14 protein-coding genes are annotated in these 17,024 nt (G+C 33.6%); 7 read left to right on the forward strand and 7 right to left on the reverse strand.

All coding sequences use genetic code 11. The features are described 5' to 3' along the window. Positions 1 to 119 precede the first annotated feature (119 nt). The 7 genes from groL to miaB form a co-directional block, all read right to left on the reverse strand. Positions 120 to 1,751, reverse strand: a complete 1,632-nt coding sequence (gene groL, locus BM246_RS13465; RefSeq protein WP_042498019.1) for a chaperonin GroEL — start codon at positions 1,749 to 1,751, stop codon at positions 120 to 122. A 107-nt stretch (positions 1,752 to 1,858) separates the two neighbouring features. Next, positions 1,859 to 2,134 carry a co-chaperone GroES gene (locus BM246_RS13470; RefSeq protein ID WP_042498021.1) on the reverse strand — a complete coding sequence of 92 codons (276 nt, stop codon included), beginning with the start codon at positions 2,132 to 2,134 and terminating at the stop codon, positions 1,859 to 1,861. Positions 2,135 to 2,285: 151 nt separating this feature from the next. Beyond that, positions 2,286 to 2,636, reverse strand: a complete 351-nt coding sequence (secG, locus tag BM246_RS13475) for a preprotein translocase subunit SecG (protein WP_042498023.1) — start codon at positions 2,634 to 2,636, stop codon at positions 2,286 to 2,288. Further along, positions 2,636 to 3,583: a hypothetical protein gene (locus BM246_RS13480; RefSeq protein WP_074938603.1), complete on the reverse strand. Its 948-nt coding sequence runs from the start codon at positions 3,581 to 3,583 to the stop codon at positions 2,636 to 2,638. Before BM246_RS13480 ends, secG begins: the two co-directional genes overlap by 1 nt. A gap of 56 nt (positions 3,584 to 3,639) precedes the next feature. Continuing rightward, entirely contained in the window at positions 3,640 to 4,146 is a 507-nt protein-coding gene (locus tag BM246_RS13485) for an LptE family protein (protein ID WP_042498026.1), read from the reverse strand. Positions 4,147 to 4,205: 59 nt separating this feature from the next. Continuing rightward, positions 4,206 to 5,474 (reverse strand): sigma 54-interacting transcriptional regulator, encoded by a 1,269-nt coding sequence (locus tag BM246_RS13490; RefSeq protein WP_042498031.1) that lies wholly within the window; start codon positions 5,472 to 5,474, stop codon positions 4,206 to 4,208. A 63-nt stretch (positions 5,475 to 5,537) separates the two neighbouring features. Then, a complete protein-coding gene (gene miaB, locus BM246_RS13495; RefSeq protein WP_074938606.1) occupies positions 5,538 to 6,986 on the reverse strand; it encodes a tRNA (N6-isopentenyl adenosine(37)-C2)-methylthiotransferase MiaB in 1,449 nt (482 codons plus the stop codon). Between the two features lie 290 nt (positions 6,987 to 7,276). Here miaB and BM246_RS13500 point away from each other — a divergent pair, with 290 nt between their 5' ends. From BM246_RS13500 to porN, 7 genes are all read left to right on the forward strand, one after another. After that, positions 7,277 to 8,062 carry a hypothetical protein gene (locus BM246_RS13500; protein ID WP_042506433.1) on the forward strand — a complete coding sequence of 262 codons (786 nt, stop codon included), beginning with the start codon at positions 7,277 to 7,279 and terminating at the stop codon, positions 8,060 to 8,062. Positions 8,063 to 8,264: 202 nt separating this feature from the next. Then, a complete protein-coding gene (gene topA / locus BM246_RS13505; RefSeq protein ID WP_042506432.1) occupies positions 8,265 to 10,799 on the forward strand; it encodes a type I DNA topoisomerase in 2,535 nt (844 codons plus the stop codon). 124 nt (positions 10,800 to 10,923) lie between these two features. Continuing rightward, entirely contained in the window at positions 10,924 to 12,090 is a 1,167-nt protein-coding gene (locus BM246_RS13510; RefSeq protein WP_074938609.1) for a formimidoylglutamase, read from the forward strand. Between the two features lie 161 nt (positions 12,091 to 12,251). Beyond that, entirely contained in the window at positions 12,252 to 13,613 is a 1,362-nt protein-coding gene (gene porK, locus BM246_RS13515; protein WP_042506458.1) for a T9SS ring complex lipoprotein PorK/GldK, read from the forward strand. An 88-nt stretch (positions 13,614 to 13,701) separates the two neighbouring features. After that, positions 13,702 to 14,343 (forward strand): type IX secretion system motor protein PorL/GldL, encoded by a 642-nt coding sequence (gene porL / locus BM246_RS13520; protein WP_042498037.1) that lies wholly within the window; start codon positions 13,702 to 13,704, stop codon positions 14,341 to 14,343. Positions 14,344 to 14,409: 66 nt separating this feature from the next. Beyond that, positions 14,410 to 15,972, forward strand: coding sequence for a type IX secretion system motor protein PorM/GldM (gene porM, locus BM246_RS13525; RefSeq protein ID WP_074938612.1), 1,563 nt, complete (start codon positions 14,410 to 14,412; stop codon positions 15,970 to 15,972). Between the two features lie 117 nt (positions 15,973 to 16,089). Next, positions 16,090 to 16,980 carry a type IX secretion system ring subunit PorN/GldN gene (gene porN / locus BM246_RS13530; RefSeq protein WP_042498039.1) on the forward strand — a complete coding sequence of 297 codons (891 nt, stop codon included), beginning with the start codon at positions 16,090 to 16,092 and terminating at the stop codon, positions 16,978 to 16,980. The last annotated feature ends 44 nt before the right edge of the window (positions 16,981 to 17,024 follow it).

Below are 17,024 nucleotides of genomic sequence, written 5' to 3' on the forward strand. Positions count from 1 at the left end.
ATATTGATTAGTATCTATAAAGAACGCTTTGTTTTATAGAGATATAAATAGATTAAATAAAAAAAAGGGGTTTTCTAAAATTTTAGAAAACCCCTTTTTAATACTATATAGTGATGTTATTACATCATGCCTGGCATACCGCCACCACCCATTGGAGGCATTGCAGCTGCATCTTCTTTAATGTCAATTAAAGCACATTCTGTAGTTAAAATCATTCCAGAAACAGATGCAGCATTTTCTAATGCTACACGTGTTACTTTTTTAGGATCGATAATACCTGCTTTAAGCATATCAACATATTGATCTGTTTTGGCATCGAAACCAAAATCTTTTTTACCTTCTAAAACTTTAGCGATAACAACACTACCTTCACCACCTGCATTTTCAACAATAGTACGTAAAGGCGCCTCAATAGCACGAGCTACAATTTGCACACCAGTTGTTTCATCTAAGTTTTCTGTTGTAAGCTTCTCTAAAACAGATTTAGCTCTTACTAATGCAACACCACCACCAGCAACAATACCTTCTTCTACGGCTGCTCTAGTTGCGTGTAATGCATCATCAACACGGTCTTTTTTCTCTTTCATTTCAACTTCACTTGCAGCACCAACATAAAGAACAGCAACACCACCAGCTAATTTAGCTAAACGTTCTTGCAGTTTTTCTTTATCGTAATCTGAAGTTGTAGTTTCAATTTGAGATTTAATTTGGTTTACTCTATTTTTAATAGATTCAGCATCACCAGAACCATTTACAATAGTTGTGTTGTCTTTATCAATTGTTACTGTTTCAGCAGTACCAAGCATTGTTAAATCTGCATTTTCTAAAGTGAAACCTCTTTCTTCAGAAATTACAGTTCCACCAGTTAAGATAGCGATATCTTCTAACATAGCTTTACGGCGGTCACCAAAACCAGGCGCTTTAACAGCAGCTATTTTTAATCCACCACGTAATTTGTTTACAACTAAAGTCGCCAACGCTTGTCCGTCAACATCTTCAGCAATAATTAATAATGGACGACCAGATTGAGCAACAGGCTCTAAAATTGGAAGAATTTCTTGTAAGTTAGAAATCTTTTTGTCAAATAATAAAATGTATGGATTTTCTAAATCAGCAATCATTTTATCAGCATCAGTTACAAAGTAAGGAGAAAGGTAACCTCTATCAAACTGCATACCTTCAACAACGTCAACATAAGTTTCCATGCCTTTAGCTTCTTCAACAGTAATAACACCTTCTTTACCAACTTTACCAAAAGCCGTAGCGATTAATTCGCCAATAGTATCATCATTGTTAGCAGAAATAGCAGCAACTTGTTTAATCATTTCTGATGAGTTACCTACTTTTTTAGCTTGTTTTTCAAGGTCTGCAACAATAGCATCAACAGCTTTGTCAATACCACGTTTTAAATCCATTGGGTTAGCACCTGCAGCTACGTTTTTTAAGCCTTCTTTTACGATAGCTTGAGCCAATACAGTTGCAGTTGTAGTACCATCACCAGCTAAATCGTTAGTTTTAGAAGCAACTTCTTTAACCATTTGCGCACCCATATTTTCTAGTGCGTTTTCTAATTCAATTTCTTTAGCTACAGATACACCATCTTTAGTTACTTGTGGTGCTCCAAAACTTTTACTAATAATTACGTTACGTCCTTTTGGGCCTAACGTTACTTTTACTGCGTTTGCTAATGCATCAACACCACGTTTTAATCCGTCGCGTGCTTCAATATCAAATTTTATATCTTTTGCCATAATATGCTTAATTTTTTTATTCTCACTAAGGAGAAAATCTATTTAATGAAAATCTAGTTTAAATTGATGAGGTTTCCGCTTTCGCGGAAAATAAAAAAAAGTACTTGTTAAATAATTGCAAGAATATCGCTCTCACGCATAATTAAATAATCTGTACCTTCTAATTTTAATTCTGTGCCAGCATATTTACCATATAAAACAGTGTCACCAACTTTTACAGTAATAGGCTCATCTTTGGTACCTTTTCCTGCGGCAACAACAGTTCCTTTTTGTGGTTTTTCTTTGGCGTTATCTGGAATAATAATTCCTGATGCTGTTTTAGTTTCAGCGGCAGCAGGCTCAATAAGAACGCGGTCTGCTAATGGTTTAATGTTTAAGCTCATTTTTATATTATTTTTAATTAATTAAATTATGATTAACGCTTTAATAGTACGCTAAAAATATGCCAAGAGCAATAGACTGACAAACTTGCAGAAATAAAAAATGCCAACTGTATAAGTTGGCATTTTTAAATCTAATATGTTTTTGAGAATCTTAGTTCACACTATCTTTTATTGTAGCAGCGTCGGTTGCTGTATTAGCAGGAGTTTGTAAAGGCTGAGTGCTTGGTGCATCAGTATCTAAAGCTTTAGATTCTAAAGTAGAATCTCCTCTGTTAATAGCAATGTTTGAAGCTAAAATTAATATTAGCAAAAATGTAGCTAAGTACCATGTGCTCTTGTCTAAAAAATCGGTTGTCTTTTTTACACCGCCTAATTGCTGTGTGCCACCACCTCCAAATGAAGAAGATAATCCACCACCCTTAGGGTTTTGCACCATAATTACTACAATTAGTAAAAATGCTACCACAACTATTAATGCTAAAAATATTGTAAACGTACTCATTATTTCTTGTTATTTTGTTCTTGTAATTGTTTTACTGCCTCAATTTGGTTTGCAAAGAAACCACTTTTTTCTGGATATTTCAAACTTAAAATTTTATAAGATTGAATGGCCTTCGAATAATTTTTTTGTTCTACATAAATACGTGCTAAAGTCTCTGTCATCAAGGCTTCCGGTTGTATCATTTGTGCTTTTGCTAAATTTCCTTTTAGCGAAAGTGGCTTTGTAGGGTTTATTTTTGGGTTTTTAATGATGAATTTATCAATTAAATCGAATTTTTTCTCCTTTTTTAATGCTTTTTCCGATTTCTTTTTAGTCGGTTTTTTTAAAACTTCAGGTTCGCGCTCAATAGGCTTAAATTGTGTAAGTTTTAACCATTGGTTGAAGGAATGCGATTCTTTTTTATCAAAAGGAAGTGGTGTCCCTAAATTTAATATAGCCTCTGGAGTATTTTTTTCGGGTTGATCAACTTCTTCGGTTGAAGTTTCAATATGCTCAGAAGGAGTTTCGTTAAGAGTAATTTCTTTTTTCGGACGAAATTCTTTAGGTTCAAATAACGATGGGTCTAAAACGCCTGTAGTATCTTGTATTTGTTGTTTTAAAGTATCATCAATAGTTACTTTTTTGTAAACTGTGATATCTTCAACATCAATTTCTATATCATTTATAGGTGAAATGTTTTTTTTGATGTATTGTGAAATTTCATTCTGAATAAAATGTTCTGAAGTAATAAAATCGAATAAAATACTGCGGTCTGTGGTGTAGGCAGCTGTAGTTTTTAAGGCTTGATTATAATCTAAACTACTTTGATCTTTTAATCCTTTTAAATGAATAGCGCGTGCCGATTGAAAATAAGGATATTGATCTAAAATAGATTTTATAGCCTCGGTTTGTTCATGCGTTATAGCATGCGGGTTTTGTAGTAGATATGTGAAATCGGTTCGATTCATTGGCTAAGCCAAATTTTTAATATTAATCTAAAAATGATTATTAACGCTTGGTTTTATTACCACTTGGCTAACGTAGCATTGAAAATATCTTGAGTTAAACGCTCAAAAATTTCTTCGTGTGCTGTTGTTTTTGTGGTTCCAATAAGTTGTGCTGTTCCATCGTAATCATAGAAAAAAGAGAAACTTTGTTCTAAATCGTCCTCTTCTTTTTTTCTGTTGAAAAACCTAAGCTTAACACTTATTGTTAATCTGTTTTGAGCTGCAACATTTTCTGATGTAGCTGTTGTTGGTGAAACACGGTATCCTGTAATTTCGCCTTCGTAAACTAAATCTCCATTAGATGGTACAAGACTTAAGTTGGTTTGATTCTGAATTAAATCTTCTAAAGCTAATTTAAAATCTCGCTCTAAACCTGGCTCTACTAAAAGGGCATTGTTTTCAAATCGATTTACTTGGTAAGTTTTTATATCAGAAGAAATAGATGTCCCTGTAAAAGAGTAAATACCACAACTTGTAAGGGTTGCGATGGTTAATATTGCAATAATGTATTTTGCGTGCTTCATTTTGTTTTCTTAAATACGTGTCTGTTTTATAGAGGCTTGTGTATTAGGTTAACGTGTTTTTATAGATCGTATTGTTTAATTTTACGGTATAATGTACGTTCGCTAATGCCAAGTTCTGCGGCTGCTAATTTACGTTTTCCGCTGTGACGTTCTAATGATTTTTTAATTAATTCTAATTCTTTATCATGAATAGATAAGGTCTCTTCCTCTTCAATTTCTTCTGCAAAGTGATACTTATCTTGTGTGCTTATAGGCTCTTCAATTTTTGAAGTATGTTCTGGAATAGAGAGTAACTCGGTATTGGTTACGCTTTCTTCAAAATCATGAATATCGTCATCATCGTCACCGTAAATTTTCTGAATTAAGCTTTCGTTTTTCTTCTCAACATCTTTGGTGTTACCATTTTTCATGAGTTCCATGGTGAGTTTCTTTAAATCGCTCAAGTCACTTTTCATATCAAAAAGAACTTTGTATAGAATTTCGCGTTCGCTACTAAAATCACTTTTAGATTTCGATGTTTTAATTACTGCTGGTAAATTGGTTGCTGAAGCAGGTAAATAACCGTTTAAAGTTTCGGCGCTAATAGTACGGTTTTGTTCTAAAACAGACACTTGTTCTGCAATGTTACGTAACTGCCTAATATTACCATTCCATCGGTGTTTTGTAAGAACTTGCACTGCCGAATCTGTGAGCTTTACAGTCGGCATTTTGTATTTTAAAGCAAAATCGCTGGCAAATTTTCTGAATAATAAATGAATATCGTCTTGGCGTTCGCGAAGTGGAGGTAAATTAATATCCACAGTACTTAAACGATAGTATAAATCTTCTCTAAATTTTTCTTTTTCAATAGCTTCAAACATGTTAACGTTTGTTGCCGCGACAATACGCACATTGGTTTTTTGAACTTTACTGGAGCCTACTTTTAAAAATTCACCATTTTCTAAAACACGTAAAAGTCTAACTTGAGTTGTAAGTGGTAACTCGCCAACTTCATCTAAAAAAATGGTTCCGCCATCGGCAACTTCAAAGTAGCCTTCACGGGTTTGTGTTGCTCCTGTAAAAGCACCTTTTTCGTGTCCGAATAGCTCCGAGTCTATTGTGCCTTCTGGTATGGCACCACAGTTTACGGCAATATATTTATTGTGTTTTCTATGTGATAATTGATGTATTATTTTAGGAATACTTTCTTTTCCAACACCACTTTCTCCGGTTACTAAAACCGAAATATCGGTAGGAGCAACCTGAATGGCTTTTTCTATAGCACGGTTTAGTGTTGGTGTATTGCCAATAATACCAAATCGTTGTTTAATTGCTTGGATTGATTCCATAATGCTTAATTAAAAATTAAAAGTGAATAATGATAAATGCTTGGTTTTAATTTCAAATAAATATTAATTATTCATTGATAATGCTATGCCTTCTCCAATTAACGTGGCGCTTGTGCAGTTGTTAACTTTAACTTTTACCAAATCACCAATTTTAAAATCTCCTTTAGGGAATACACACACAATGTTTTGTGAGGTGCGACCCGACCATTGTTCGGTAGATTTTTTTGATTCTTTTTCGATTAAAACCTCTACTTCTGTATCTAAGAATTCTTTAGTTCTAAATTCGCTATGTTGGCGTTGTAAATCTACAATATCTTGTAAACGACGTTTTTTAACAGGTTCAGGCACATCGTCTTCCATATTTCTTCCGGCCATGGTGCCAGGGCGTTCAGAATATGTAAACATGTATCCAAAATTATATTTTACGTATTCCATTAAAGAAACTGTGTCTTGAAAATCTTCTTCAGTTTCTGTAGGAAAACCAACAATCATATCGTGGCTAATGGTGCATTTTGGAATAATACGACGGATGTTGTCAATTAATTCAAAATACTCTTCGCGTGTGTGTAAACGATTCATTTCCTTTAAAATACGGTTACTTCCGCTTTGCACAGGTAAATGGATATGATTACAAATATTATTGAACTTAGCCATGGTTTCAACCACATCTAAAGTTAAATCTTGCGGGTTGGATGTAGAAAAACGAATACGCATTTTTGGTTGTTCTTTAGCGCAAAGCTCTAGTAATTTAGCAAAATCTACAGCGGTAGCTTTTTCCATATCTGTAGCTTTTACAAAGTCTTTTTTAAGTCCACCACCATACCAAAGGTAACTGTCTACGTTTTGGCCAAGTAAAGTGATTTCTTTAAAACCACGACTCCATAAATCGTTTATTTCTTCTAAAATACTTTGTGGATCACGACTACGTTCACGGCCTCTTGTAAAAGGCACCACGCAAAACGTACACATGTTATCGCAACCACGAGTTATAGAAACAAAAGCGGTAACTCCATTAGAATTTAAACGCACTGGAGAAATATCTCCATAAGTTTCTTCTTTAGAAAGAATAACGTTTATAGCGTCTCTACCTTCATCAACTTCAGCTAAAAGGTTTGGTAAATCTTTGTATGCATCAGGACCAACAACCAAATCTACAATTTTTTCTTCTTCAAGAAATTTTGTTTTTAAGCGTTCAGCCATACAGCCTAAAACACCAACTTTCATTTTTGGATTTAGGTCGCGCTTTACGGCGTTATATTTTTCTAATCGTTTACGTACGGTTTGCTCGGCTTTATCACGAATAGAGCAGGTGTTTACTAAAACTAAATCGGCTTCTTCTAAGTTTTGTGTGGTATTAAAACCCTGATCCTTCATGATAGAAGCAACAATTTCACTATCGCTAAAATTCATTGAGCAGCCGTAGCTTTCAATAAAAAGTTTGCGTGTATTGCCTTCTTTTTGTTCAAGAGTTAAAGATTGGCCTTGTTTATTTTCGTCTATAATTTTTTCCATAGTTTGCTAGAAACTGGTATTGTTCAATAAGTATGCAAAGATACAATTAATTTGTGTTTTGTGACAAAGTGGCAGTTTTATTTTTTGAGTCTATTTATAGGTTTTATGGTGTTCTATTTAGTTAAAAGAATGTTTTATAAATCAGGTTTTTAGTGCTGTTAGAAGTGGTTTGCGCATCCTTGGATTTATAATTTAGGGGTTACGATTTGGGTTTATTTAACAAAATTTTTTGTTTTAAGAAATTAAATTACTTTTACGTCTTTAAATAACTTAACCCCTAACTTTAAAATATGAACACAATTACTAGTCTATTAGAAAAAATTAATAATGCAAAGCAACTCGATTTTGGCTCTATTTTTAGTGAAGCCATTGAGTTATATAAAAAGACTTGGGTGCAAGGTTTCTTGCTTCAAATTTTTACTATGGTTGTTATGTTACCTCTTATTATAGTGTTGTACGTGCCTTTAATTGGTTTAATGGTTGCGCAACAGGAAAGCGGATATAACGATCAAGAAGCATTAAGTACATTTTTGGGCGGTATGTCTGTGTTGTATATTCTGTTTGTAGTTATAGGGATATTTGTTCTTGGTACTATTTCATTAACGTTACAAGCTTCTTTTTTCAGAATAATTAAAAGAATGGATTATAATGAAGTAGTTAATACAACCGATTTTTTTCATTTTGTAAAAGGTAAATATTTAAGCAAAGCCTTTGTGTTAATGCTTGTTTCTATAGGTATTGTTATTCCATCGGCATTGTTATGTTACTTGCCATTAATATACACTATGGTTCCGGTTTCTTATTTTATGCTGGTTTTTGCCTTTAATCCAGAGTTTGGTACTGGCGATGTTGTAAAAGCTAGTTTTAAACTAGGAACAAAAAAATGGGGTATTACTATAGCTTTATTTCTTGTTAGTTACCTTTGTGTATTTGTAATATCTATGATTACGTGTGGATTAGGATCTTTGTTTTTGCAAGCCTTTTTATGGCACCCTGCGTATTTAATTTATAAAAAAGTAGTAGGGTTTAATGAAACCACAGATGCTATAGAAGAAATAGGTACGGCTGTAGAATAGAAAAATAAGAGACCTATATAAAGGTGTTTTGAAATAAGAGCTTTTCAAAATATATTGAAAGGTTATTTTAGTGATAAAAAAATAAAACCCTGCTTTTTACTATTAAAAGCAGGGTTTTTTATGTAAAAATTATACAGATAGTACGTAAAATTAGGCAGATAAACTTTTTTTGATATACATTTGTAGGATCAAAAAATGATTTATGGCGAAGAATTTAGTAATAGTAGAGTCACCTGCAAAAGCAAAAACCATTGAAAAATTTCTAGGAAAAGATTTTAAAGTAGAATCTAGTTTCGGACATATTTCCGATTTACCATCCAAGGAATTAGGGGTTGATGTTGAGGGTGATTTTAATCCCAAATACGAAGTATCCACAGATAAGAAAGCAGTTGTAAAAAAACTGAAAGACTTAGCTAAGAAAGCCGAAATGGTTTGGCTAGCAAGTGATGAGGATCGCGAGGGAGAGGCTATTGCATGGCACTTAGCCGAAACATTGAAATTAGATAAAGAGAAAACCAAACGTATTGTTTTTCACGAAATTACAAAATCTGCTATTTTAAAAGCGATTGAGAATCCACGTGGAATAGATTACGATTTAGTCGATGCGCAACAAGCACGACGTGTATTAGATAGAATTGTTGGTTACGAGCTGTCTCCAGTATTATGGAGAAAGGTAAAAGGTGGTTTGTCTGCCGGCCGTGTACAATCTGTTTCAGTTCGATTAATTGTTGAAAAGGAAAGAGATATACAAGGTTTTAGTCCTGTAGCATCATATAGAATAGATGCAGAGTTTTCTAATGAAGATGGGCAAAGCTTTAAAGCAAAACTTCCGAAGAACTTTTCAACTAAAGAAGAAGCGCAAAAGTTTTTAGAGAAAAATGCTCAGGCCGATTTTAAAGTAGCCGATTTACAACAGAAACCAGCTAAGAAATCTCCAGCAGCACCGTTTACAACATCGACGTTGCAACAGGAAGCTTCTAGAAAATTATATTTCTCGGTAAGTAAAACCATGACGATGGCGCAACGCCTCTACGAAGCCGGTTTAATTACTTATATGAGAACGGATAGTGTTAATCTTTCCGATGAAGCTAAAAAAGGAGCAGAGGCAGAAATTAGGAATGCTTACGGTGATAAATACAGTAAGTCTAGAAATTATAAAGGAAAAGCGAAAGGGGCTCAAGAAGCTCACGAAGCGATTCGTCCAACCAATTTCGCTGTACATTCAGTAGATATTGATTATGATCAAGCCCGTTTATACGATTTAATTTGGAAGCGTTCTATTGCATCACAAATGAGTGAAGCAGAATTAGAGCGTACCAATGTAAAAATTAGTGCATCAACACATAAAGAAACTTTTACAGCAAACGGAGAGGTTATTACTTTTGATGGTTTCTTAAAAGTATATTTAGAAGGTACTGATGATGAGGATTTAGATGAACAAGATGGTATGTTACCAGCTATGAAAACTAATGAAACATTACTTAATAGTTATATTACAGCAACCGAGCGTTATACGCGTCCGCCAGCTAGATATACTGAGGCATCTTTAGTTAAAAAGTTAGAAGAATTAGGTATTGGCCGTCCGTCTACATATGCGCCAACAATTTCAACAATTCAGAACAGGAATTATGTTGAAAAAGGTACTATAGATGGTGAGGAAAGAAATTATTCTCAATTAAAACTTCAAGATGGTACGGTAAACGATGTGACTTTATCAGAGAAAGTGGGGTCAGATAAAGGGAAGTTAGTTCCAACAGATATTGGAATGATTGTAACGGACTTTTTAGTGAATCACTTTGAGTCTATATTAGATTACAGTTTTACAGCAAAAGTAGAAGCCGATTTTGATGAAATTGCTGAAGGTAAAGAAGATTGGAAGAAAATGATGCGATCATTTTACGATAATTTTCACCCGATAGTAGAAGATGTAAAGGAAAATGCCGATAGGGAATCTGGTGAACGTATTTTAGGTGAAGATCCTAAAACAGGCAAACGTGTAAGTGTGCGTTTAGGGAAGTTCGGGCCAATGGTTCAAATAGGAACGGTTGATGATGAAGAGAAACCTCAGTTTGCAAGTTTAAGTCCAGATCAACAATTAAATTCTATTACCTTCGAAGAGGCGATGGATTTATTTCAACTTCCTAAAAATTTAGGGAATTTTGAAGATGAAGAGGTTGTTGTTAATAACGGACGTTTTGGACCTTATGTAAAGTTTGGTGATGCTTATGTATCGCTTCCAAAAGGAACAGACCCATTAAGTGTAGAGCTCGATGATGCTATTGTTTTAATTAAAGAAAAACAAAAAGCCGATGCGCCAATTTATATGTATAAAGATTTACCTGTACAAAAGGGTAAAGGACGTTTTGGACCATATATAAAATGGAACAATTTGTTTATTAATGTGAATAAAAAATACGATTGGGATAATTTAACCGATGATGAAATTGTAGAACTTATTGAAGTTAAGATTCAGAAAGAAATCGACAAGGTTATTCATAATTGGGAAGAAGAAGGTATTCGTGTAGAAAAAGCACGTTGGGGCCGTCACAATGTTATAAAAGGTAAAATTAAAGTAGAGTTAGCTAAAACGGTTGATGTTACAGAGATGACCTTGGAAGAGGCTGCAAAATTAATTGAAGCTAAAACCCCGAAGAAAAAAGCAAGAAAAAAAGCAGCGCCTAAAAAAGCCGCAGCGAAAAAAACGACAACTAAAAAAACAACAGCGAAAAAGAAATAATTTTATAAAAAAAAGAAAATTTTAATACGTTTATTTGTGATATAAATTTTTACATTTATAGTGTTAGTTTTCTTTTTTTATTGATATTTGTGTAACGCAAAACAGCATAATTTAGTACACTTTAATGGATTTTAACTTTCTGTCTCCTGTTTCAGATTTTGTATTGGCTCATAATGAGTTGCTTTCAGCTCAGGCTTTAGGTCGAAAAATAAAAATTCACTCAGCGCAGCAGGGCATTCCAGATTTAGATGGTGTTCAAATTGCTATAGTTGGTGTTTTAGAAAATAGAAATGATATTAATTATATAGGTGAAGAGTTTTGCTTAGATGAGATTCGAAAAGGATTTTATAGCCTCTTCCCTGGTAGCTGGAGTATTAGTGTTGCCGATTTAGGTGATATTGAAAAAGGCGAAAGTGTAGATGATACGTATTTTGCTTTAAAAGAAGTTGTAAATACTCTAATTAAGCAAAATGTAATTCCCGTGATTTTGGGTGGATCGCAAGATCTTACTTATGCAAACTATCGTGCTTATGATAGTTTTGCGCCCATGGTGAATATAGTAAATGTTGATAGCAAATTCGATTTAGGCGATTCAACTAAACCTATTAAGAACAATAGTTTTGTAGGTAAAATTATTTTAGATCAACCCTATAACCTTTTTAATTACGCTACAGTAGGCTATCAAACATATTTTAATTCGCAAGAAGAAATAGATTTGATGGATAGTTTGTATTTTGAGTCTTATAGACTTGGGCAAGTATCTCATGATATTACAATAGTAGAACCTGTATTAAGAGATGCTAATATTGTAAGTATCGATTTGGGGTCGGTAAAAAGCTCTGAAGTAAGTTTAAATCAAAAAGTATCTCCCAACGGTCTAAACGGTAAAGAAATTTGCGCCATAGCTAGATATGCAGGTATAAGTAATAAGGTGTCGTCTTTTGGTATTTACGAATACAAACCTTCTAGTGATGATGAAATAACATCTATGTTAGTATCACAAATGCTGTGGTATTTTATAGAAGGTGTAAATTATAGAATTAAAGATGATGATTTTTCAGATGAATATACTTACCAAAAATTCATTACTTTGGTAGAATCGGAAGAATTAGTTTTTTATAAGAGTAATAAGACAGGAAGATGGTGGATTGAAATACCTTTTTTGTCAGAAGTTAATAATAAATTAAAAAGGCATACGTTATTACCTTGCATGCACCAAGATTACAAAGATGCATGCAATAATAAAGTGCCAGAGCGCTGGTACAAAGCCATTAGGAAAAATAGCGTTTAACAAGGTGAAAAGGTTAAAATGCGCATTTCATCGTTTAAATGTTAATTTTTTACGACGAAATGTAATTTTTTTAGGTAAAAAGTTGTTTTTTAAAAAATATATAAATATGTTTACGCTCTCAAGTTAGAGCTTAAATAATTAACCGCGAGTTTTCTATGATTATGAAGAAGTTTATATTATTAACCACAGTAGTAGCATTACTAGCAAGTTGCGGGTCAAATGACCGAGGAGAACTAGTTGGTGTGCAAGGAAAAAAATGGCATCCAGAGAAGCCTTATGGTATGGAGCTAATTCCTGGTGGCGCATTTATAATGGGTAAAGCTGATGATGATTTAGCTGGTGTGCAAGATGCGCCTGCAAAAACCGTTACAGTACGCTCATTTTACATGGATGCAACTGAAATAACAAATAGTGAGTATCGCCAATTTGTTAATTGGGTAAGAGATTCTATAGTTAGAATGAAACTTGCTGTATTAGCTGATGAAATTGGAAAAGTTCCAGAAGATGGAGGTATTGGTGAATACGCATTTAAAGATGCAGATACAGCCAACATGTCTGTTTACGAAAAATACATGTTCGAGAACTATACCGGATTAGGACCAACAGGTTACGAAGGTAGAAAGTTGAACAAAGATGTTGATCTAGTATTTGATACAGCTGAATACCCAGATGAGTGGTATGCAGAGGTTATGGATACTATGTATTTACCTTTAGAGGCATCATACAATGGTCAACGTACTTGGGATGTTAAGAAATTCAAATTCCAATATAGCTATATGGACATTCAAGAAGCTGCTAATAACAGAGGTATTGAACGTAAAGATGCTATTAAAAAGGAAGAATTAGAAATATATCCAGATACAACAGTTTGGATTAGAGATTTCGCATATTCTTACAATGAACCAATGCATAACGATTATTTCTGGCATGATGCTTATGGAGAATATCCTGTAGTAGGAGTGACTTGGAAACAAGCTAAAGCATTTTGTGAGTGGAGAACTTTGCAGAAAAACTCTTACCAAAAATCTAAAAAAGGTGCGGCAATGGTAAATACATTTAGATTGCCATCTGAAGCAGAGTGGGAGTATGCCGCTCGTGGAGGTTTGCAAGCAGCAACTTACCCTTGGGGTGGGCCTTACACAAAAAGTGATAGAGGTTGTTTTATGGCAAACTTTAAACCTGTACGTGGAGATTATGCTGCCGATCAAGCTTTATACACAGTAGAAGCAAAATCTTATGAGCCTAACGATTACAATTTGTATAACATGTCTGGAAATGTTTCAGAATGGGTAAATGCATCTTACGATCCTTCATCTTATGAGTATACATCAAGTATTAACCCAAGTGTAAACGATAGAGATAACAAACGTAAAATTGTTCGTGGTGGTTCTTGGAAAGATGTAGCATACTTTTTACAAGTAAGTTCAAGAGATTACGAATATGCAGATTCTGCAAGAAGTTATATTGGCTTTAGAACCGTTCAAGATTATATGGGGACACAGGTAACAAAAAACGGTAACTAAGCTAATTGTATTAAAACAAATCAAATCATTATAAATTTTTATTAATTAACCTACTTAAGTATTCGTACTTAAATTAAAATCAGAAATTATGGCAAAGTCAAAAGGAAGTAAAAAAATCATGAATATGATGTATGGATTAGGAGCAGCAGTTGTTATCCTTGGAGCATTATTCAAAATCACACACATGGAGTTTGGACCATTAAACGGTAACACACTCTTAACAATTGGTTTAGTAACAGAAGCGCTTATTTTCGCGGTATCTGCATTTGAACCTGTTGATGATGAATTAGATTGGTCATTAGTATACCCAGAATTAGCTGGTGGTATGGGAACCAAAAAAGAAGTAGCTCAAAATGATGATGCTCAAGGGATGTTATCTAAAAAATTAGATAATTTATTAAAAGAAGCTAAAATTGACGGTGAGTTAATTGCAAGCTTAGGAGATAGCATTAAAAACTTTGAAGGTGCAGCAAAAAACATGGGATCTACTGTAGATTCAATGGAAGCAACTAAAAAATATGGTGCAGAGTTATCTTTAGCAGCAGCTCAAATGGAATCATTAAACGGTTTATACAAAGTACAATTAGAAAGTGCTAGTAAACAAGCAAGTATTAATGAAGAATCTGTTGAAAATGCAGCGAAATTAAAAGAACAAATGCAATCTTTAGCTTCAAACTTATCATCATTAAATGGTGTTTACGGAGGTATGTTATCTGCAATGAATAAATAATTAATTAGGCTAATTAATAACCCCAAATTACTTATTATTAATTAACCATTAAAAACCTAATTAACCATGGCAGGAGGAAATTTATCACCTAGACAAAAAATGATTAATCTAATGTACCTCATATTTATTGCGATGTTAGCATTAAATATGTCGAAAGAAGTACTTTCAGCATTCGGATTAATGAACGAGAGACTTGTTGAATCTAACGAGTCTGCAGAATTGAGAAATAAATCATTCGTAGATAATTTAAAATTAAAAGCTGAAGAGCAACCTGAGAAATACGAGCCTTTAAAGGCTAAAGGTGAAGCTTTAGATCAGTTAGCGTCAGATTTTAACGCTTACCTAGAAGAATTAAAAGGTAAAATGACCGCAACGGTTGATAACCCTGAAGAATACGAAAGTATGGATAAAGGTGATTACCTAGATCAAAACTTCTTTAAAGGTGGGAAATTAAAACCAGAAGGCGAAGAATTTAAAGCTAAAATAGTAGGCTTTAGAGAAGGCGTTCTTAAACTTATTGAAGGTCAAAAAGGCATGGAAGATGTAGTTAAATCTGTAAAAGACAAATTTAATACTGACGATGTTAAACGTGGTGCAGGAACTGTAGAATGGTTAGATCATAACTTCAAAGGATTTCCTTTGGTAGCTTCTTTAACTAAAATGACTCAATTACAATCTGATATTAAAACAACAGAATCTGAGATATTAGGTAATATGTTACAAGGAACACTTTCTAGCGAGGTTTCTATGACTAATTATACTACCTTAATGGAAACATCTAAATCTGCTTATTTTAACGGAGAGCAATTCGACGGACAAATTGTTTTAGGTCGTACAGATGCTTCAACAAAACCAAGTAGAGTTGAATTAACTTTAGATGGTAGAAAACTTAGCGATAAACAATACACTATTGAAGGCGGAAAAGTGAAACTTAAAGTTGGAACTGGTGGAGTTGGAGAACATAAAATTGCAGGAGCTTTATATTTTGCTCAAGATGGAGAAGAGGTTGAAGTACCTGTAAACTCATCTTTTGCAACAGTTGCAAAACCAAACTCAGCAACTATTTCTGCAGATAAAATGAATGTAGTTTATAGAGGTGTTAAAAACCCAATGACTATTTCTTTTGCAGGTGTACCTGATAATAAAGTTAATGCTAAGGCGCAAGGTTTATCTAGAGTCTCTGGAAGTAAATATGTTATGGATGCTACTAGAATTAAGGGTAGAGAAGTAACTATTAACGTAAGCGCATCATTACCTGATGGAGGTGGTAGCGTTGGAGATAAAGCAACATTTAGAATTAAAGATTTACCAAAACCAACAGGAACTGTAAGAGGTGAAGATGGTGCTGTAAAAATGCAACGTAATAGTCTTGAAATTTCTACTATTGGTGCTAAGTTTGACGATTTTGATTTTGAATTACCATTACGTGTTACTGGATTCAAATTTAAAGTACCAGGACAACCAACAATTAGTGTAAGTGGTAGTAAATTAGATAGTAGAGCAAAAGGTGCTTTACGTAAAGCTAAGCGAGGATCTGATGTTACAATTTTTGATATTCAGGCTAAAGCAACCGGTGTTAGTGTAATACTTAAAAAAGTATCACCAATTATTATCGAGCTTACAAACTAAAATCGAAAACATAACGTTTAGTTATTACTGAATAATAAGTATTATAGGATGAACATCTAAAATAAAAAGAGTATTTTTATTTTAGATGTTTCATTAAAAACAATAAATAGTAAGCACATGAATTTGAAAAGTTTTTTATTAACTGTAACAACTGTTTGTACCGTATCTGGTATGTTTGCTCAGGCAAATATTTTAAATGCGAAAAGCCCAGAAGAGATTGGTGTTAGAACAGATGCTCAAAAGGCTGTAGATAACGATAAACCTTTAGAATACGGTTATGTTGATGATCGTGATATTCTATTTTCAAAAATGACTTGGGAAAAAGTGGTTTTAGATGAACGTTCTAACTTTCCTTTGTACTATCCTATAGATACTAATAACATTAGTAGTAATAGACGTTCTTTATACGATGTTCTAATGAAGAACATTAAAAACGGTAAGATTGCAAATATCTATGACGATTCGTATTTCAATGCGAAAAGAACATTAAAAGATATTGAATCTGCCTTATCTAAAATTGATACAACAGGAGTTGGTATCGAGCAGTTAAATGCTGGAGAAGAACTTTCTGCTGAGTACATCAATAGAAGAGATATTACAGCTGCAGAAATTAGAGAATACCATATCAAAGGACTATGGTATTTTGATAAACGTCAAGCTGAAATGAAATACCGTTTATTAGGTATTGCTCCAGTGGCGCCAGATGTTAACTTTATTGATGACGATGAGCCAGACTTAGTCGAGTTATTTTGGATATTCTTCCCTGATGCTCGTGAGGTTTTACACGAAGCAAAATCGTTTAATAATAAAAACAGTTCTATGCCGTTTTCATTCGATCATATATTGAATGCACGTCGTTTTCACGGTTATACCTATAAAGAAGAAAACGTACAAGGTGATAGAGCCGTATCGGAATATATTTCGGACAATGCTTTAATGCAATTGTTAGAATCTGATAGAATAAAAGATAAAATTAGAGATTTTGAATTAGATATGTGGACATATTAAATTCTAGATTTTATGAAAAATAAAAAACGCTCACTTTTAAGTGA

Origin of the sequence: Algibacter lectus, from assembly GCF_900112395.1 — a bacterium.
GTDB classification, from domain to species: domain Bacteria; phylum Bacteroidota; class Bacteroidia; order Flavobacteriales; family Flavobacteriaceae; genus Algibacter; species Algibacter lectus.